Annotated in this window: 18 protein-coding genes; 9 read left to right on the top strand and 9 right to left on the bottom strand. The window is 67.4% G+C overall.

Annotation, left to right across the window (positions count from 1 at the left end; all coding sequences use genetic code 11):
• Window position 1 precedes the first annotated feature (1 nt).
• Together BST14_RS00500 and BST14_RS00495 are read right to left on the bottom strand one after the other, a co-directional pair.
• Window positions 2-910 (bottom strand): enoyl-CoA hydratase/isomerase family protein, encoded by a 909-nt coding sequence (locus BST14_RS00500; RefSeq protein ID WP_083062645.1) that lies wholly within the window; start codon window positions 908-910, stop codon window positions 2-4.
• Window positions 907-1,602, bottom strand: coding sequence for a hotdog family protein (locus tag BST14_RS00495; RefSeq protein WP_083062735.1), 696 nt, complete (start codon window positions 1,600-1,602; stop codon window positions 907-909). The genes BST14_RS00500 and BST14_RS00495 overlap by 4 nt, the downstream gene beginning before the upstream one ends.
• Window positions 1,603-1,773: 171 nt before the next feature.
• Between BST14_RS00495 and BST14_RS00490 the strand changes: the two genes are divergently transcribed.
• The 6 genes from BST14_RS00490 (at window position 1,774) to BST14_RS00465 (ending at window position 8,864) form a co-directional block, all read left to right on the top strand.
• Window positions 1,774-2,595 carry an enoyl-CoA hydratase/isomerase family protein gene (locus BST14_RS00490; RefSeq protein ID WP_083062644.1) on the top strand — a complete coding sequence of 274 codons (822 nt, stop codon included), beginning with the start codon at window positions 1,774-1,776 and terminating at the stop codon, window positions 2,593-2,595.
• A gap of 119 nt (window positions 2,596-2,714) precedes the next feature.
• On the top strand, window positions 2,715-3,527 hold the full coding sequence (locus BST14_RS00485) for an enoyl-CoA hydratase/isomerase family protein (protein ID WP_083062643.1): 813 nt from the start codon (window positions 2,715-2,717) through the stop codon (window positions 3,525-3,527).
• Window positions 3,524-4,318: an enoyl-CoA hydratase/isomerase family protein gene (locus BST14_RS00480; RefSeq protein WP_083062734.1), complete on the top strand. Its 795-nt coding sequence runs from the start codon at window positions 3,524-3,526 to the stop codon at window positions 4,316-4,318. The genes BST14_RS00485 and BST14_RS00480 overlap by 4 nt, the downstream gene beginning before the upstream one ends.
• On the top strand, window positions 4,318-5,787 hold the full coding sequence (locus tag BST14_RS00475) for a class I adenylate-forming enzyme family protein (protein WP_083062642.1): 1,470 nt from the start codon (window positions 4,318-4,320) through the stop codon (window positions 5,785-5,787). The genes BST14_RS00480 and BST14_RS00475 overlap by 1 nt, the downstream gene beginning before the upstream one ends.
• Window positions 5,788-5,791: 4 nt before the next feature.
• Window positions 5,792-7,345, top strand: a complete 1,554-nt coding sequence (locus tag BST14_RS00470) for a class I adenylate-forming enzyme family protein (protein ID WP_083062733.1) — start codon at window positions 5,792-5,794, stop codon at window positions 7,343-7,345.
• Window positions 7,338-8,864: a class I adenylate-forming enzyme family protein gene (locus tag BST14_RS00465; RefSeq protein WP_083062641.1), complete on the top strand. Its 1,527-nt coding sequence runs from the start codon at window positions 7,338-7,340 to the stop codon at window positions 8,862-8,864. The genes BST14_RS00470 and BST14_RS00465 overlap by 8 nt, the downstream gene beginning before the upstream one ends.
• Here BST14_RS00465 and BST14_RS00460 read toward each other — a convergent pair.
• The 6 genes from BST14_RS00460 to fabG form a co-directional block, all read right to left on the bottom strand.
• Window positions 8,861-9,223, bottom strand: coding sequence for an Rv1352/Rv1906c domain-containing protein (locus BST14_RS00460; RefSeq protein ID WP_083062640.1), 363 nt, complete (start codon window positions 9,221-9,223; stop codon window positions 8,861-8,863). The genes BST14_RS00465 and BST14_RS00460 overlap by 4 nt on opposite strands.
• Before the next feature lie 78 nt (window positions 9,224-9,301).
• Window positions 9,302-9,982, bottom strand: coding sequence for a GntR family transcriptional regulator (locus tag BST14_RS00455; protein WP_083062639.1), 681 nt, complete (start codon window positions 9,980-9,982; stop codon window positions 9,302-9,304).
• A gap of 4 nt (window positions 9,983-9,986) precedes the next feature.
• Window positions 9,987-11,180: an acyl-CoA dehydrogenase family protein gene (locus BST14_RS00450; protein WP_083062638.1), complete on the bottom strand. Its 1,194-nt coding sequence runs from the start codon at window positions 11,178-11,180 to the stop codon at window positions 9,987-9,989.
• Window positions 11,181-11,203: 23 nt separating this feature from the next.
• Window positions 11,204-12,403, bottom strand: a complete 1,200-nt coding sequence (locus tag BST14_RS00445; protein WP_083062637.1) for a CoA transferase — start codon at window positions 12,401-12,403, stop codon at window positions 11,204-11,206.
• The gene (locus BST14_RS00440; RefSeq protein WP_083062636.1) at window positions 12,400-13,623 is read right to left on the bottom strand and encodes an acetyl-CoA C-acetyltransferase; all 1,224 of its coding nucleotides are present in this window, start codon (window positions 13,621-13,623) and stop codon (window positions 12,400-12,402) included. Before BST14_RS00440 ends, BST14_RS00445 begins: the two co-directional genes overlap by 4 nt.
• Window positions 13,620-14,354: a 3-oxoacyl-ACP reductase FabG gene (gene fabG, locus BST14_RS00435; RefSeq protein WP_083062732.1), complete on the bottom strand. Its 735-nt coding sequence runs from the start codon at window positions 14,352-14,354 to the stop codon at window positions 13,620-13,622. The genes BST14_RS00440 and fabG overlap by 4 nt, the downstream gene beginning before the upstream one ends.
• A 129-nt stretch (window positions 14,355-14,483) precedes the next feature.
• On the opposite strand from fabG, the gene BST14_RS00430 reads away from it, so the two are divergent.
• From BST14_RS00430 to BST14_RS00420, 3 genes are read left to right on the top strand one after another with little or no spacing between them, the layout of a single operon-like run.
• Window positions 14,484-15,656 (top strand): acyl-CoA dehydrogenase family protein, encoded by a 1,173-nt coding sequence (locus BST14_RS00430; protein ID WP_083062635.1) that lies wholly within the window; start codon window positions 14,484-14,486, stop codon window positions 15,654-15,656.
• A gap of 28 nt (window positions 15,657-15,684) precedes the next feature.
• Window positions 15,685-16,506 carry a mycofactocin-coupled SDR family oxidoreductase gene (locus BST14_RS00425; RefSeq protein ID WP_083062634.1) on the top strand — a complete coding sequence of 274 codons (822 nt, stop codon included), beginning with the start codon at window positions 15,685-15,687 and terminating at the stop codon, window positions 16,504-16,506.
• Window positions 16,507-16,555: 49 nt separating this feature from the next.
• On the top strand, window positions 16,556-16,984 hold the full coding sequence (locus BST14_RS00420; RefSeq protein ID WP_083062633.1) for a pyridoxamine 5'-phosphate oxidase family protein: 429 nt from the start codon (window positions 16,556-16,558) through the stop codon (window positions 16,982-16,984).
• Window positions 16,985-16,988: 4 nt separating this feature from the next.
• Here BST14_RS00420 and BST14_RS00415 read toward each other — a convergent pair whose 3' ends face one another.
• Window positions 16,989-18,056: a phosphotransferase family protein gene (locus BST14_RS00415; protein WP_083062632.1), complete on the bottom strand. Its 1,068-nt coding sequence runs from the start codon at window positions 18,054-18,056 to the stop codon at window positions 16,989-16,991.
• Window positions 18,057-18,120: the final 64 nt, after the last annotated feature.

The following is an 18,120-nucleotide window of genomic DNA, read 5'->3' as shown; positions in this document are numbered from 1 at the left end:
GTCAGCCCTCGGGTTCCGGAACGTGAAAGTGCTCGTCGCGTAACCGGAACGCCTCTTTGGCGCCGTGCTGCGCGCGGGTCTTGACGAAATTGAATTCGCCCGGCCCGAACTGCAGGTTGGTGCCGAACGCGTGGAACAGATAGCTGGCGGCCTCCTCGCCCTGATACGCCTGGCACTGCTCGACCAGTCGGAATGCCTCCTTGGCGATGACGACCCCGTCGGCGGGCATCTTCGCCGCCTTCTCGGCCCAGTAGCGCGCCCGAGCGGTCACCGCGCCGGGTGCGCAGGTGTCGGTGAAGATCCCCAAATGCTCGATGTCACCGGCCTCGATGACGTCGCCGGTCAACAGCAGCCGCCGGGCCAGCACCGGCCCGAGCCGGTGAAAGAACATGTGCAGGCTGCCGAGCGCGGGGCCCAGAAATCGGGTCGCCGGCATGCCGATCTTGGTGTCACGCGCGATGACCGAGATGTCGGTCATCAACGCCATCTCGAAGCCGCCACCGAGCGCGTAACCGGCGATCTCCCCCACCGTCACCTTCGGGAAGCCCATGAAATTGTGGTAAAAGCCAAAAGACCTGCGGTCCACCGTAAGTCGCCGTCGCTGGCTGGGGCGACGTTTCGCGGCCCGGTCGTCACCGGCCGCCCGGTCCCCTGCCGCCGCCGAGCCGTACCACCCGTAGGCGTTGTTCATGTCCGCGCCGGTGGAGAACACCCCCTCGGCGCCGCGCAGGAGTACCACCGTCAGGTCGTCGTCCTCGGCCACCCGATCCAGGCACCGGGCGACGGCCTCACGCATGGCCGCGTCGTAGGAGTTGCGTTGTTTGGGATTGTTCAGCGTGATGGTCGCGATGCGCCGATCGGGATCGATGTCGAAGAGCACGCGATCGTCAGAGGTGCTCGAGGCGGTCATGTATCGGACTCCTTTCGGCGCCTGCCGAACCGCGATCCGGCAAGCTTCTCCGGCCGTGACGCCAACGTGTTCACCTCGCCGGTGCACAGGACTTCGTCGTCGAGCGACAGCCGCCCGGTCGACGTGATGCCCCTTTCGCCCTGGGTTCGGGCAATGTCGAAGCGCAGCTCGGTCAGCACCGGGGTCGGCCGGCGAAAGGTCACGAGCAGGGATCGTGTCTTGCCGGACAGGCCGGTGACGCAATTGTGGTGCTGGATGACGCAGTCGAAGAAGACGCCGAGGAAGCCGCCGTGCACCAGCCCCGGCGGCCCCTCGTACACCAGCGGGAATTCGACACTGCCGGTGGCGTTCTCGGCGTCGATGCGGTCGAACCGGTACTCGGGAAAGCACGGGTTGTACGCACCGATATCGGTCGCGTGATTGAGGTAGACGCGGCGGGAGTCGTCGGGCAGCTCGCCGATGCGCGGCGCGTTGTCCGTCGGCGCCGCGGCCGCCAGCTCGCTTTCCCACTCGGCGAACTTCTCCAGCATGGCGTCCACCGCGCCGTGTGGGTGCTCGAGGGACACCAGCAGCGCACTCAGGCGCCGCATGGCGGCGGCCGCGGCCACGGTCTGGGCAAGCGGCGCCTCGCCGAATCTGGCATCGCCGTTGCCCGCCGACGCCGACGCGGCCCGTCCCTCGGACAAGGTCATCGGCGCCACCTCCTGGTCGCTGCGGCTCTGCATCGTCGCCGGCGCGGCATTGGTTCTCTCTTTCACCCCGGGTTGTTTCGCAGGCAGCGTATCCTTGCTAACTTATACAGCGTATCTCGTATTGCCTACTGTATGGGTAACCGTATCGGCGGAGAAAGGCCGGATTCGACGGTGAGTCAGGGGGCCGACACGGCCGGTGCCGAGGGTTCGGTGACAGTGCACCGCGACGATGCGGTGTTACTGTTGACGCTTGATCGCCCATCGCGGCGTAATTCGTTGACGCAGTCGATGATTGGGACTCTGGTCGATGCGCTCACGGGCGCCGCGGCCGACGATTCGCTGCGGGCCGTGCACATCCGGGGGGCCGGCGATGACTTCTGCGCCGGCGCCGACTGGGTGGCCGCCAACGACCCCGGCGGCCAACGTCCCCGCACCGGTGATCTGGTGCGGCGGATTCCCCTCGCCGCTCACCGCGTGATCGAGCTCGCCGCAGGCATCCAGCTGCCGGTGGTGTGCAGCGTGCGGGGCTGGGCGGTGGGATTCGGTTGCAATCTGGCGCTGGCCGCCGACTTCACCGTGGCCGCCGACGACGCGGTGTTCTGGGAGCCATTCACCGACCGGGGGTTCAGCCCGGACTCGGGCTCCACCTGGCTGCTGCCGCGGCTTATCGGCCTGGCGCGGGCCCGGCGAATGCTGCTGCTCGGCGAGAAGGTGGGCGCGCCGGATGCCGCCGACTGGGGATTGATTCACCAATCGGTCGCCGACCCCGACCTCGACCGCGCCGCCGAGGAGCTGGTCGGCCGACTGGCCTGCGGACCCACGGCCGCGCTCGGCCTGGCCAAACAGGCCCTGAACTTCGGCCAGCATGCGACGCTGAGCCAGTCGCTGACCCAGGAGCTGTTCAATCTCGAATTATCTTGCCGAACAAGTGATTTCAAGGAGGGCCTGGAGGCCTTCCGGCAGCGACGGGATCCGGATTTTCGTGGATGCTAACCGGGTCAGAAACAATCCCACGACGCCGAGTGTGGGTGCTATGCACGGGAATTGCCTCAAATCCGTCCATAGGCCCCACACTCGAGCGTCGCGCCAGGCACCGCACGAAGGGATGACCGATGCCCACTAATTCGTTCGACACCATCAAGTACGAAGTCGACGGGCACACCGCGACGATCACCCTGAATCGTCCTGACGCCCTCAATGCGCTAAGCCCGCACATGATCACCGAGCTGCGGGCCGCCTACGACGAGGCCGAAAACGACGACAATGTCTGGCTGACCATCGTCACCGGCACCGGCCGCGCGTTCTGCACCGGCGCCGACGTCAAGGAGATTCCCGAAGACGGCAGGGTGATCTACGAGCGGCCCTACCTCTCGACGTACGACCAGTGGGAGGCGCCGCAGGAGGGCACGCCGCCATTTCGCACCATGGCCAAGCCGGTGCTGACCGCCGTGAACGGGATCTGCTGTGGCGCCGGCATGGACTGGGTCACCACGACCGACATCGTCGTCGCATCCGAGCAGGCCACCTTCTTCGATCCGCACGTCAGCATCGGGCTGGTGGCCGGCCGCGAATTGGTGCGAGTGTCTCGGGTGTTGCCCCGCTCGATCACGCTGCGAATGGCCTTGATGGGCAAGCACGAGCGAATGAGCGCGCAACGCGCCTATGAGCTCGGATTGATCAGCGAGATCGTGGAGCACGACCGCCTGCTAGAGCGCGCCCACGAGATCGCCGACATCGTCAATTCCAATGCGCCGCTGGCCGTCCGCGGCACCCGGCAGGCGATCCTCAAGGGCCTCAACGTGCCCCTACACGAGGCGGAGATACTCGCCGAGACCTTCCGCGAGCGGGTGCTGCGCACCGAGGACGCGGCCGAAGGCCCCCGGGCCTTCGTCGAAAAGCGCAAGCCGAATTGGCAGTGCCGATGACGTTCGAAACCATTCTGCTCGAGATCGACGCGCGCGACCATGTCGCGACCATCACGCTGAATCGCCCCGAACGGCTCAACGCGTTCAACCGCACCATGTGCGAGGAGATGGCCCGCGCGTGGCGCACGGTCAAACTCGACGAGTCGGTGCATGCGGTCGTGTTGCGTGCCGCCGGCGATCGGGCGTTCAGCGCCGGGCTGGACATCAAGACGCCGTACGGCCAGCCCGAAAACGTCTGGAACCACGAGGATCCCGGCGAAGCACTGAGTCCCAAATGGCAGAAGATGTGGAAACCCGTGGTGTGTGCGGTTCAGGGTATGTGCACCGCGGGCGCCTTCTACTTTATCAATGAATCCGACGTGGTGATCTGCTCCGAGGACGCCACGTTCTTCGACTCTCACGTGTCGGCGGGCCTGGTGTGCGCATTGGAGCCGATCGGCCTGATGCGCCGCATCGGCCTGGGTGAGACGTTACGAATTGCCCTGATGGGCAACGACGAACGGGTGGGCGCCGACACCGCGCTGCGGATCGGATTGGTCTCCGAGGTCGTCGCCGCCGATCGGCTTTGGCGCCGCGCCCACGAGATCGCGGCGACCATCGCCGCCAAGCCGCCGACCGCGACGGCCGGCACGGTGAAAGCGATCTGGGAATCGCTGGACAAGCCGTACCGCGCGGCAATGGAGCAGAACCTGATCTATACCCGGCTGGGAAACCCGCTGGGCACCGCGGAACTGGCCGCGGCGAACGACGCCGGGGGCCGGGGCGCGACCAGCAAACCGAAGATTCGCTGATGTCGCGTCACCCGCTGGCTCAACGCATCGCCGACGTGCTCGACCTGCAGCCGGACGCGCCCGCCATCGAGTATGGCGGCCAATGGATTTCCTGGGCCCGGGTCGCCACGCCGGCAGGCCGCATCGCCGCGATCACCGGTGGAGCCGAAGTGGGGATGCTGTTGCGCAACCGCCCGGGGCACGTGGCAGCCTTTCTGGGCGTGCTGCTGGGCGGCGGGACGGTCGTGGTCATCAACCCCTCTCGCGGCGACGAGCGCACCAAGGACGACGTCGCGGGTCTGCAGCTTCCCGTGATCGTCGGGGAGGCCGGCGATCTGAGCGCGCTGGTGCCCGCGGGCACGCGGGTGGTCGCGGTTTCGGGCGGGTTGGAGGACACCGACATCTGCGCGCCGCGCGTCGGCGACTCCGGCCCGCGGTTCGGTGTCGCCGTCCGCATGCTGACCAGCGGCACGACCGGCCCGCCCAAGCGAATCGATCTGAGCTACGACATGCTGGCGCGCAGCGTGATCGGTCCGGATGCCGAAGGAGCGGCCTCACCGACAGAGCTGCGCCGCGGCGTCGCGATCGTGAACTCGCCGTTGGTGCACATCGGTGGGGTATTCCGGGTGCTGCAATGCATCGCCGAGGCGAGGCCGTTCGTGCTGCTGGAACGATTCGAGCTGAACGCCTGGGCCGAGGCGGTGCGCAAGCACCGGCCCCGGACGGCGTCGCTGGTGCCGGCGGCGCTGCGCACGGTATTGCACTCCGATGTGCCGCGCGCCGACCTGGCGAGCCTGCGGGCCGTTAGCTGCGGCACGGCCCCGTTGTCGGCCGAGGATGCCGATGCCTTCACCGAGAAGTACGGCGTTCCGGTGTTGACCTCCTATGCGGCAACCGAATTCGGCGGTGGGGTGGCGGGCTGGACCCTCTCGGACCATCAGCGGTACTGGAAGGCCAAACGGGGCAGCGTCGGCCGGGCCAACCCGGGCGCGCGGCTGCGGGTGGTCGCCGAGGACGGAACACCGCTGGGCCCCAACGAGGTCGGCCTGCTGGAGGTCAAACCGGGCCAACTGGGGCCCATCACACCATGGATGCGGACCACCGATCTGGCGCGCATCGACGCCGACGGGTTTCTGTGGATCGTCGGCCGTGCCGACCAGGCGATCATCCGCGGTGGTTTCAAGGTGATGCCCGACGACGTCCGCGCCGCACTGGAGAGCCACCCCGCGGTGGCCGGCGCGGCCGTGATCGCCTGCCCCGACGACCGGCTGGGCGAAACACCGGTCGCCGTCGTCGAGCTGCGCGAGCACGCATCGACCGACGCCGGCGCGCTGGTCGAGTATCTGCGAGAGCGTCTGGCGCGCTACGAGATTCCAACCGAAATCGCGATCGTCGACGGCATCCCTCGGACACCGTCGGGCAAGCCCGATCTCGGCGCGATCCGGGGCCTCTTCGGTGAGCCCGCAGCGCGGCGCGACCATGCCCGTTGAACTAATGACGGTCGCCCAGGTCCTGCGGCATCAGGCCAGCCGGCGCGGCGATCATCCGTTTCTGGTGTGCGACGGTGACCGCATCGGCTATGCCGACGCCGAGCGCCGGTCGGCGGGGCTGGCCCGCGGCCTGATCGCCCTCGGCGCCGGTAAAGGAACCCATGTGGGGCTGCTCTACCCGAACGGATCAGAGTTCGTCGTCGGAATGCTGGCCGCGGCCCGGATCGGTGCCGTGGTGATCCCGCTGTCCACCTTCGTCACCGCCCGCGAGCTGCGCGAGCAACTCGTCGACAGCGATGTGGAAATCTTGTTGACCGCCGCGCGCTTCCGTTCTCACGACTACGCGCAACGACTGTCCGAGATGCTCGGGGGCGCCGATCTCGATTCCCGATTGTTCTGTGCCGCAGCACCGCACCTGCGTCACGTCGCCGTCACGTACGAGAACGTGTGCGGGCTTGCCGATTCCGTCGACCCGGCGCTTCTGACAGCGCTGGAAGACGACGTCGCAGAATGCGATCCGCTGACGATCGTCTACACCTCGGGCTCCGCCAGCGCCCCGAAAGGGGTCGTGCACACCCACGGCGCCGTGCTGGCGCATCAACGAAATCTCAACCTCATCCGTGGTTTGACGGCCGACGACAAGTTGTTCTGCAATTCGCCGTTCTTCTGGATCGGTGGACTAGCGTTCGGCCTCCTCGCGACGCTGGTGGCCGGCTCGACGTTGCTGTGTTCCAACGCCGCCGATGCCGGGGAGACGCTCGACCTGCTGGAGGCCGAAAGGCCAACCATGACCAACGGCTTTACGGCCGGGATCGCCCACCTTGCGGACCACCCAAGCTTCGCGCAACGCGATCTGTCGTCGATGCGGCGCGGCAATCTGTACCCGATCATGGCTCCCGAAGCCCGCCCGGCCGACCCGGAATTGCGGCACAACATGCTGGGCATGACCGAGGCCGGCGGCGTCGTGCTGATCGGCGATGACGAATCCGAGCAGCCCGAGCAACGGCGCGGCTCATTCGGAAAACCGGCACCGGGATTCCAGATCAAGGTCATCGATCCCGACACCGCGAGCGAAGTCCCCGCCGGCGAGGTCGGCGAATTGTGCCTTCGCGGGCCGTACCTGATGCAGGGCTACTACAAGCGCAGCCGCGAAGAGTGTTTCGATGCCGACGGCTGGTTCCACAGCGGCGACTTGGTACGCATCGATGCCGACGGATTCGTCTATTTCGCCGGCCGGCGCGGCGCGATGATCAAAACGGCGGGCGCCAACGTCTCGGCAGCCGAAGTTCAGCAGGCCATCCGCAGGGTCAGCGGCGCAGCGTCGGCTTACGTGTTCGGCCTACCCGACGCCCGGCGCGGACAGGTCGTCGCCGCGGTGGTTGTCCAGGCGGACGGTGCCCCGGCGCTCGACGAAGCCGCCCTGGTGGAGCGGCTCAGGACGGAACTGTCCGCCTATAAGGTTCCCAAGCGATTCGTCGCCCTGCACAACGCGGAGGTTCCGCTGATGTCCAGTGGCAAGGTCGACATGCGACGTCTCAGAGAGCTGTTCGATGACTAGCATCATCGACCGGTTGGTGCGGTTGCGGGCCGAGCACGACGGCGACAAACCTTTCGTGATCGACCCCACCTCTCGGCTGACCTACCGCGAACTCGATTCGGCCACCATCGAATTGGCGGCGGCCCTCGTCGAAGCCGGCGTGGGCAAGGGCACCCGGGTGGGGCTCATCATGCCGAATGGCACCCGTTGGGTGCGGGTCGCCATCGCGCTCACCCGCATCGGCGCGGTCCTGGTCCCGCTGAGCACCCTGCTGACGGCGGGCGAACTCGCGGCGCAGCTGCGGGCGGCCGCCGTGCAATTCTTGGTCAGCGTCGAAGAGTTCCGCAGCCACCGCTATCTCGATGACCTTCGGGCGGCGGGGCAATCCGAATTGCCCGCGCTGCGCCAGGTCTGGTCGGCCGACCAGGTGGATGCCGCTCCCGCGAGTGAGGGCGCCCGTAAGATTTTCGACGCGATGACGGCGACCGTCACCCCCGCCGATCCGTTGGCCATCATGTTCACCTCCGGCAGCAGCGGAGCGCCCAAGGGGGTCATCCACTCGCACGGCAGCGCGCTGGGCGCCGTGCAGTCCGGCCTTGCGGCCCGCTGCATCACCGCCCAGACCCGCCTGTATCTGCCGATGCCCTTCTTCTGGGTGGGCGGTTTCGGCAGCGGAATTCTGTCCGCGCTGCTGGCCGGCGCCACCCTGGTGACCGAGGAGATTCCGCGGCCGGAAACCACCCTGCGGCTGTTGGAAGACGAACGGGTCACGCTGTTTCGGGGCTGGCCGGACCAGGCGGAGACGTTGGCGCGGCACGCCGAACAGGTCGGTGCAGACCTCTCGGCCCTACAGGCGGGAAGCCTGCAAGCCCTGCTGCCGCCCGAGCAACGCGCCCAGCCCGGGGCGCGCGCGACGCTGTTCGGGATGACCGAGGCCTTCGGGCCGTACTGCGGCTACCCCGCGGACACCGACATGCCGGCCTCCGCATGGGGAAGCTGCGGAAAGCCGTTCGCGGGCATGGACGTCCGCATCGTTGACCCCGACAGCGGCGCGCCCGTCCCGACCAAGGGCGTGGGAATGATTGCGATCCGGGGACCTCACACCCTGCGAGGCATCTGCGGTCGCACCCGAGAGGACCTGTTCACCGTCGACGGCTTCTACCCCACCGGCGACCTCGGGCACCTCGACGAAGACGGATTCCTGTTCTATCACGGGCGATCCGACGACATGTTCAAAGTCAGCGGTGCCACCGTCTACCCCGCCGAGGTTGAGCGGGCGCTGCGCACGATCGACGGCGTCGACAACGCGGTTGTCACCAACGTTCCGGGCGACTCGGGCGAACGGGTCGGCGCGGCGGTGGTGTGCCGCGCACGGACCGCCGAGCAGCTGCGCGCCTCCGCGCGAACTGTGTTGAGCGCCTTCAAGGTCCCGACGGTGTGGTTACTCCTGGACTCCGACGACGACCTGCCGCGCGGCGGCACCGGCAAGGTCGACGTCCGCCGGCTGCGCAAGATGCTGATCGAAGCGGCCCAGCCCTAGGGCACCCGCGTCCACGGCTGGCAGTTCTGCGACTCGAAAGCCTTGATCGTGGTGTTGATGTTCGCGAACATCGGACCCACCGACATGTTCGTCTGGACCACATGGTCCTTGTTCGCGTCGGGCGTGCTGTAGGTGAACCACGCGCACATCGAGTCCTGGGTCGGTACGTTGTTGATCCAGACCCCGAGCGCCGACGCCGAACCGGCCGTTCGGTACAGACCGGGCGCAATGTCGGGGCCGACGACGAAGACCCCAGTGCCCGGGATCGGGTCGACCGGGTCGGCAACGACCTTCGGCGCGGCGGCGATCGCCGTCATGGTCGCAACGAGTAGGGCCGATGCGCGAAGCATTGCGGACATCTTTTTCTCTCCGTCCGTGGCCCACCCTGCTGGCAGCGTATGCCCAACCCGGCTGTGCGACAAGAGATGGCGACTAGGTCAGGCATTGCCGTCGGTCACCACCCCGCGTGCCACCAGGTGGTCGATCAACGGAACCGCACCGGCCGCAAGGTGTTCCGACATCGCCGCGCGGGCGAGCTTGCCGTCGCGCTTCTTCAGCGCGGACAAAATCCGCCGATGGTCCTGCATCGATTGCTCCGGCCAGCCTTCGATGGCGGGAAACACCGACTCGGGGGCATAACGGGTGATCTGCGACATCAGCTGAGCCAGCTTGGGCGAGTCCGCCGCGACGTTGATGGCGCGGTGAAACTCGTGGTTCAGCCGGACGGTGCGCTCGTGGTCGTCACCAGCGTAGGCATCTTCGAGCTGGGCCTGGATCCGTTTGAGCTCGTGCAGCTGGTCGTCACTGATGTTGATCGCCGCCCGCGCGGCCAATTCGCCACCGACATGCGCCTGCACGTTCGCCACGTCGGTGACGTCGCGGCCGGTGACCGGCAACACCGCGAAGCCGCGACGGGGCTGCTGGTTGATCAGTCCCTCGGCGCACAGCGCGAACAGCGCCTCACGCACCGGTGTGACGCTGATGCCCAACTCCGCGGCCAATTGGTCCAGCCGGACATACGATCCGGCGGCGTACGTGCCGTCGAATACCCGTCCGCGGATGATCCGCGCGACGTCCTCCGAAAGTTGAGGCCGCGCAGCGAAATCCGGAACGCTCATCTCCCTAGACCTGATACTCGGCGAGCAGTCGCTTACTGATGATGTTCTTCTGGATCTCGCTGGTGCCCTCGCCGATCAGCAGGAATGGCGCGTCGCGCATCAGCCGCTCGATCTCGTATTCCTTGGAATATCCGTAGCCACCGTGAATCCGGAAACTCTGCTGGGTGACCTCGGCGCAGTATTCGCTGCACAAATATTTGGCCATCCCAGCGGCGAGGTCGTTGCGCTCGCCCGAATCCTTCAGGCGCGCGGCGTTGACCATCATCAGGTGGGCCGCTTCCACTTTGGTCGCCATTTCGGCCAGTTGGAAGGCGATGGCCTGGTGCTCGGCGATCGGCTTGCCGAAGGTCTGGCGTTGTTGGGCGTAGCGCACCGCGAGCTCGAAGGCGCGAATCCCCACACCGCACGCCCGCGCCGAAACGTTGACGCGGCCGACCTCGATGCCGTCCATCATCTGGAGAAAACCCTGCCCGGTGGCACCACCGAGGACGTCGTCGGCCCCGGCCCGGTAGCCGTCGAAGATCATCTCGGTCGTCTCGATGCCCTTGTAGCCCAACTTGTCGATCTTGCCCGGAATGTGCAGGCCCGGAACGACTTCGCCGAAACCAACCGGCTTCTCCACGAGGAACGCGGTGAGGTTGCGGTGCGGCTTGTCCGATCCCTCGTCGGTGCGCACCAGCACGGCCACCAGGGTCGAGGTGGCGCCGTTGGTCAGCCACATCTTCTGGCCGTCGATCGTGTAGGTGCCGTTATCGTTGCGCCGGGCCCGGGTACGGATCGCGGCCACGTCGGAACCCAGCTCCGGCTCTGACATCGAGAAGGCGCCGCGGGTCTCGCCGGTGGCCATCCGCGGCAGGAACCGCCGCTTCTGTTCGTCGGTGCCGTGCTGGCGCAGCATGTACGCCACGATGAAGTGGGTATTGAGCACGCCGGACACGCTCATCCAGCCGCGCGCCAGCTCCTCGACGCACAGCGCGTAGGTCAGCAGCGACTCCCCCAGCCCGCCGTATTCCTGCGGAATCGTCAGACCGAACAGGCCCATCTCTCGCATCTGATCGACGATCGCCTGCGGGTAGGTGTCGGCGCGTTCCAGCTCGGCCGCCTGGGGGATGACCTCCTTCTCGACGAATTGCCGTACCGTACCGATGATCTCGGTCTGGAATTCGGTCAATCCGAGGGTCTGGGCGAGTCTGGTCATGTGCTGTGTTCCCTTCCGGCTGCTCAGCAGGCGATGGTCTTGGCGTCGGTCAGACGCGCGATGTCGGCGGCGCTGTACCCCAGGCGCGCAAGGACGTCGGCGGTGTCTTGTCCCAGGGCAGGCGCCGGCGCGCTGGGCGGATGGCTGTCGTCGAACGCGGCCGGCAGGCCCGGCGCGAAGTATTCGCCCAGACCGGGCTGGCGCAATCGGGAAAACAGCGGATTGTCAGTGACTTTCGGGCCCGCGGCGACCTCGGCGAAGGTGCGGTACCGCTCGAAGAGCACCGTGGTGTCGGCCAGCGCGGCGGTGATCTCGTCGGCGGTGTGGGCGCCGAACCAGGTGGCGAACAGACTCGACAGCACGTCGCGGTAGCGATAGCGGTCGCCTTCGGATCCGAAATCGGCGCCCAGCGCCTCGGCGAGCGCCGACACCGCGGCGCCGGTTCCCGTCACCGCGAGCAGGTCGCGGAAGTGCCGACCGGTCAGGGTGACCACCATGAACCTGGCCCCGTCGCTGCTGGTGAAGTCCTGCCCGTATTGGCCGTAGATCGCGTTGCCGAGCCGTTCGCGTTGTGCCCCATTGACTTGCGGCTCGGTCAGCAACCCCAGGTTGCCCGCGGTGGCCAGGGCGACGTCCTCCAGCGCCAGGCTGATCCGCGCCCCCGCCCCGGTCCGCTCGCGGTGGCGAACGGCGGTGACGACCGCCAGCGCGGCATACAGTCCGCAGCACACGTCCCAGGCCGGGAGCACGTGATTGATCGGACCGGCATGATCGGCCGGACCGGTGACGAGCGGATAGCCCAGCCCCGCGTTCACCGTGTAGTCCACTCCGGTGGATCCGTCACCGCGCCCGAGCAATTGAACGTGAATCACGTCGGGGCGCTTGGCCGTCAGCACTTCGTGGCTGAGCCAGGACAAGCCCGCGGCGTTCGTCACGACGACGCCGTCGCCCTCGACGATGAGCCGCTGGACCAGCTCGTGGCCTTCCGCGGACCGCAGATCGATGGTGGCCGACCGCTTCCCCTTGTTCAGGCCGGTCCAGTAAATCGAGGTGCCGTCCGCCGCCAGCGGCCACCGCTGGACATCGGACGCGCCGCCTATCGGGTCGACCCGGATCACCTCCGCGCCAAGCTGACTCAGCGTCATGCCACACAGTGGCGCGGCGACGAAGCTCGACACCTCCACCACGGTGAGGCCGTCCAGCGGTAACCCCGGATCGCTCATTTCGCCGCGACCCGCTCGAAGACCGCGGCCAAACCCTGGCCGCCGCCGATGCACATGGTCTGTAGGCCGTAGCGCGCCTGACGACGATGAAGTTCGCGCGCCAGGGTGGCCAGCATCCGCCCGCCCGTCGCGCCGACCGGATGTCCCAGCGAGATGCCCGACCCGTGCACGTTAGTGCGCTCGTGATCGGTGGCGCCGAACTTCCATTCCCGCATCACCGCAAGCGCCTGCGCGGCGAAGGCCTCGTTGAGCTCGATGAGGTCGATGTCGGATAACCGCAGTCCCGCCTTGGCCAGCGCCACCTCGGACGCCGGCACGGGTCCGATGCCCATGACGTTGGGCGCGACCCCGGCCACGCCCCACGACACCAGGCGCACCAGCGGCTTCAGGCCGTATTCGTCGGCCTTCTCCGGTGTGGTGACCACGCACATCGATGCCGCGTCGTTCTGCCCGCTGGCGTTGCCCGCGGTGACGGTCGCCTCCGGATCCTCTCTGAGAACGGGTTTGAGCTTGCCCAGTGACTCGACCGAGGTGTCGGCGCGCGGGTGTTCGTCGGTGTCGATGAGTTCGTCGCCCTGTCGAGTCCTGACGATGACTGGAATGATCTCCTCGGCCAGCACGCCGTCTTTCTGCGCGGCGACGGCACGCTGGTGGGATCGCACCGCCAGCTCGTCTTGCTCCCGGCGCGAAATACCATACTGGCGGCGCAGATTCTCGGCCGTTTCCAGCATTCCGCCCGGCACCGGGTAGTTGCGGCCGCCGGCGGTCGTGCGTCCGCGGGCCAGCCCGTCGTGCACCTGCACACCGGTGCGGGCCCCGCCCCAGCGCATGTCGGTGGAGTAGAAAGCGACGTTGCTCATGCTCTCGCAGCCCCCTGCGACCACCAGGTCGTTGTCGCCCGCGCCCACCTGCAGGCACGCCTGGATCACCGCCTGCAGGCCCGAGCCGCACCGCCGATCGATCTGCATGCCCGGAACCGTCACCGGCAGACCGGAATCCAGCGCCACCACGCGCCCGATCGCGGGCGCATCGCTGTTGGGGTAGCAGTGGCCGAGGATCACGTCCTGCACGGCGTCGGGCGCCAAGCCGGTTCGCTGTAGCAGCCCCTTGAGCGCGGTGACGCCGAGGTCAACGGCGGTGCAGGCCTTGAACATTCCGCCGTAGCGGCCGATGGGGGTCCGAACGGGTTCGCAGACGACGGCCTGGCGCATCGCGCTCATAGGTGGCGGCCGCCGGTGATTTCCATGACCGTGCCGGTCATATACGACGACAGGTCGGACGCCAGGAACAGCGCCACGCTGGCGACCTCGCTGGGCTCACCGGCCCGACCCAAGGGCACTTCGGCAACCTTGGAATCCCAAATGCGCTGTGGCATAGCCTCTGTCATCGCGGAGCGGATCAAGCCGGGGGCGATCGCGTTCACCCGGACGCCGAGGTAGGCCAGCTCTTTGGCGGCGGCCTTGGTCATGCCGACGATGCCGGCCTTGGCCGCCGAGTAGTTGGTCTGGCCGATCATGCCGACCTTGCCGGACACCGACGACATGTTGATGATGGCGCCGCGCTTGTTCTCCCGCATGACGGCCGCGGCCAGCCTGGTGCCGTTCCACGTCCCCTTCAGATGCACGTTGATGACCTGATCGAACTGCTCCTCGGTCATCTTGCGCATCGTCGCGTCCCGGGTGATCCCGGCGTTGTTGACCATGATGTCCAGGCCGCCGAAGCGCTCGACCGCGGTCTGGATCAGGGTTTCGACCTCCGACGACCGGGTCACGTCACACCGAACCGCCACCGCCACCTCGTCACCGCCCAACTGCTTGGCCGCGGCCTGGGTTTCCTCGAGATTGATGTCGCCGAGCACCACCCGCGCGCCCTCGGCGACGAAGCGCTCCGCGATGGCCAGGCCCAACCCCTGCGCTCCGCCGGTGATTACCGCGGTCTGACCCGTCAACATCGCCACTTCCGATCACCCATCCTTCGCTGTCGTCGCCGCCACCCGGGCACTCTGAGGCAAATATCATATTTGATATAGGATCCTGCTCTGAACCGGGGTGCCCCGGATTCAGAGAGGAGTGTGGAGCTAATGGCCACCGCCGAAGTCGCGGAAGTCTCCGACGAGGACTTCCGCGAGATCCTCGCTCAGACAAGGCAGTTCGTCCGCAGCGCGGTCGTCCCCCGCGAGCAGGAGATCCTCGAGGGCGATCGCGTCCCCGACGACCTGCGCGACGAAGCCAAGAAGATGGGTTTGTTCGGTTACGCGATTCCCCAGGAGTGGGGCGGCCTTGGCCTCGACCTGAGGCAAGACGTCGAGCTCGCGATGGAGCTGGGCTACACGTCGCTGGCGCTGCGCTCGATGTTCGGCACCAACAACGGCATCGCCGGACAAGTCCTGGTCGGGTTCGGCACCGACGAACAGAAGTCCCGCTGGCTGGAGTCGATCGCATCCGGCGACGTCGTCGCCTCCTTCGCCCTGACCGAACCCGGCGCCGGATCGAACCCGGCGGGCTTGCGGACCACAGCCGGTCGCGACGGTGACGATTGGGTGATCTCCGGGCAGAAGCGCTTCATCACCAACGCGCCGGTCGCCGACCTGTTTGTGGTGTTCGCGCGGACCCGGCCGGCCGACGAGAAGGGGCCGGGGATCGCCGTTTTCCTGGTACCGGCGGGTGTCGCGGGCGTCGAGGTGGGCGCCAAAGACGCCAAGATGGGCCAGGAAGGAGCTTGGACAGCGGACGTCAACTTCACCGACGTCCGCGTCGGTGACGAAGCGCTCGTCGGCGGCAGCGAAGACCACGGTTACCGAGCGGCCATGACCTCGTTGGCCCGCGGCCGGGTGCACATCGCCGCCCTTGCGGTGGGCGCCGCGCAACGCGCGCTCGACGAATCGGTGTCCTACGCGGCGACCGCGACGCAGGGCGGGACGCCGATCGGTAGCTTTCAGTTGGTGCAGGGCATGCTCGCCGACCAGCAGACCGGGGTGATGGCCGGCCGTGCCCTGGTGCGCGAAGCCGCCCGGTTGTGGGTCGCCGACGAGGATCGCCGGATCGCACCCTCGGCCGCCAAGGTTTTCTGCACCGAGATGGCCAACAACGTCGCGGATCTCGCGGTGCAGATTCACGGCGGCACCGGCTACATGAGAGGCGTTGCCGTCGAACGCATTTACCGCGACGTGCGCCTGCTGCGGTTGTATGAAGGCACCAGTGAGATCCAGCGGTTGATCATCGGATCGAACCTTGTCAAAGCGGCGCAGCGATGACCGTGGCCATACCCGTCAAAGGAGAATTATGAGCGGCAAGCTTGCCGGAAAAGTGGCATTCATTACCGGCGCGGCCCGCGGCCAGGGCCGGGCGCACGCGGTGCGCCTGGCTTCCGAAGGCGCCGACATCATCGCCGTCGACATCGCCGGCAAGCTCCCGTCCTGCGTGCCCTACGACCCGGCGACTCCCGACGACCTGAGCGAGACCGTGCGTCTGGTCGAAGCCACGAATCGCCGAATCATCGCCTCGGTCGTGGACACTCGCGACCTCGACAATCTGCGAAAGGCCGTCGCCGACGGCGTGGCCGAGCTTGGCCGGCTGGACGTCATCGTCGCCAACGCCGGGGTCGCGGCTCCGCAGGCCTGGGATGAGATCACACCGGAGAACTTCCGCGACGTCATGGACATCAATGTGACCGGCACCTGGAACACCGTGATGGCCGGTGCGGACAAGATCATCGAGGGCGGCCGGGGCGGGTCCATCATCCTGATCAGTTCCGCGGCCGGTATGAAGATGCAGCCGTTCATGATTCACTACACCGCCAGCAAGCACGCCGTCACCGGGCTGGCGCGGGCCTTCGCCGCGGAACTCGGCAAGCATTCGATCCGGGTCAACAGCGTGCACCCGGGTCCGGTGAACACCCCGATGGGTTCCGGGGACATGGTCACGGCGGTGGGTAGGACCATGGAGACCAACCCACAGCTGTCGCACGTCCTCACGCCGTTTCTGCCCGACTGGGTCGCCGAGCCGGAGGAGATCGCCGACACCGTGTGCTGGCTGGCCAGCGACGAATCGCGGAAGGTCACCGCCGCCCAGATCCCGGTCGATCAGGGGTCGACGCAGTACTGATCATCGCTCGCCCGGGAATAGCTTCGTCGCCCGGACGTTGGCATTCGGCATGAGAGCTTTCAGCGAATCCGAGCGCCAAGAGTTCCTCGCCGACCAGCACGTGGCCGTGTTGTCCGTCGCCGCCACCGAAGGCCGGCCGCCGGCCAGCGTCCCGATCTGGTACGACTACACCCCTGGCGGAAACATCCGGATCATGACCGGGGCGTCGACCCGCAAAGCTCGCCTCATCGAGCGGGCGGGGGCGGTGACGCTGGTGGTGCAGCGCGAGGAGCCGCCGTATCAGTACGTGGTGGTCGAGGGCTCGATCGTCGAGACCACCAAGCCGGCCCCGGCCGACCTGCAGGAATCGATCGCCATCCGGTACCTCGGTGAGGAGGGCGGCCGCGCGTTCGCCCAAAGCATGGAAGGCGTCGAAGAGGTGTTGTTCACCATCCGCCCGGACCGCTGGCTCAGCGCCGACTTCACCGGCGACCTCTGAGCGCTCAGCCGATCAGCTCGAGCGTCCCGAGCTCGCGGATCGCCCGACAGCCGCGGCTCAGCATGGTCAGCACCATGTCGTCGCCGCGCTCGGTGGCCGCCGCGAACGCGAAACCGAGCGCCGAGATCAGCGGGGCCTGCAGCACGCCGAGGCGGTAATCGCGCCAACAGGTATCGCGGTCGTAGTCGTTGACCCCGCCGGCGGTCAGCGCGCGGTGATAGTCGGTGACGAGCCCCTCCTCGATGTCGGCACGCAGCTGCGGATCGAGGCTGGTCGCGGTGAAGTACGCCAGATCCCGGGCCGGCAGACCCACCCCGAGCGTCTGCCAGTCCACCACGGCGACCCTGGTTCGCTCCGGATCGAACAGCAGGTTATCCAGGCGGTAGTCGCCGTGCAGCAGGGCGAACCGATCGTACTCGGACAGCAACCAGGGTGCGATCAAACCCATTGCCGCACTGAAGGTATCGCGGTCTTCGGCGCTCATCCGCCCGCCCAGCTTCTCCAGGGTGATGTCCGCGCTCAACTTCGCCACCTCGCCCATGCCGCCCGCACCGGCCTCATCCGGCCGGCCAAACGCGATGCCCGGGAAATCGAGCCAGACGGGATCACACCAGCTGGGGGCGTGCAGGCCGGCCAGCGCTGTAACCGCAAGGCGCGCCTCGGTTTCCCCGCAGCCGACGAGCTGATCGCCCTGCACCGCCGGCGCCTGATCCGCCAGCAGCAGGGCGAAATCCATTGCATCGTCGGTGATCTCGGAATAGAAGCACCGCGGGGTGGGCACCTGCACGCGATCGGTCACCGAGGAATAGAACGCGCATTCGCTGCGGTAGCCGATGACAACCCGGTCGCGCACGGTGTCGTCCTGGGCGGGCAGCTTGATGACAAAGGTTTGCGGCAGGTCGCCGGGATCCGTCGCGTACTGGGCGGTGACCCGGTAGGTCGCGCCGGTCTGCCCGGTGCCGATCGCGACCACGTCGACGTCGGCAACCTCGACGGGCACACCGTTGCCGGACAGCGCGGCCGACAACCACTGCGGGGTCACGTCGCCGGGATAACGCGGTATCGACAGCACAGCACCCACAAGCACGCCTCCTCCTGCGCCGACAGCTCGTCCGACAAACTGTAAGGCATACCGC

The organism is Mycobacterium arosiense ATCC BAA-1401 = DSM 45069 (assembly GCF_002086125.1).
GTDB classification, from domain to species: domain Bacteria; phylum Actinomycetota; class Actinomycetes; order Mycobacteriales; family Mycobacteriaceae; genus Mycobacterium; species Mycobacterium arosiense.
The sequence above is the reverse complement of the archived record's forward strand: the minus strand, read 5'-3'. Positions and strand labels throughout refer to the sequence as shown.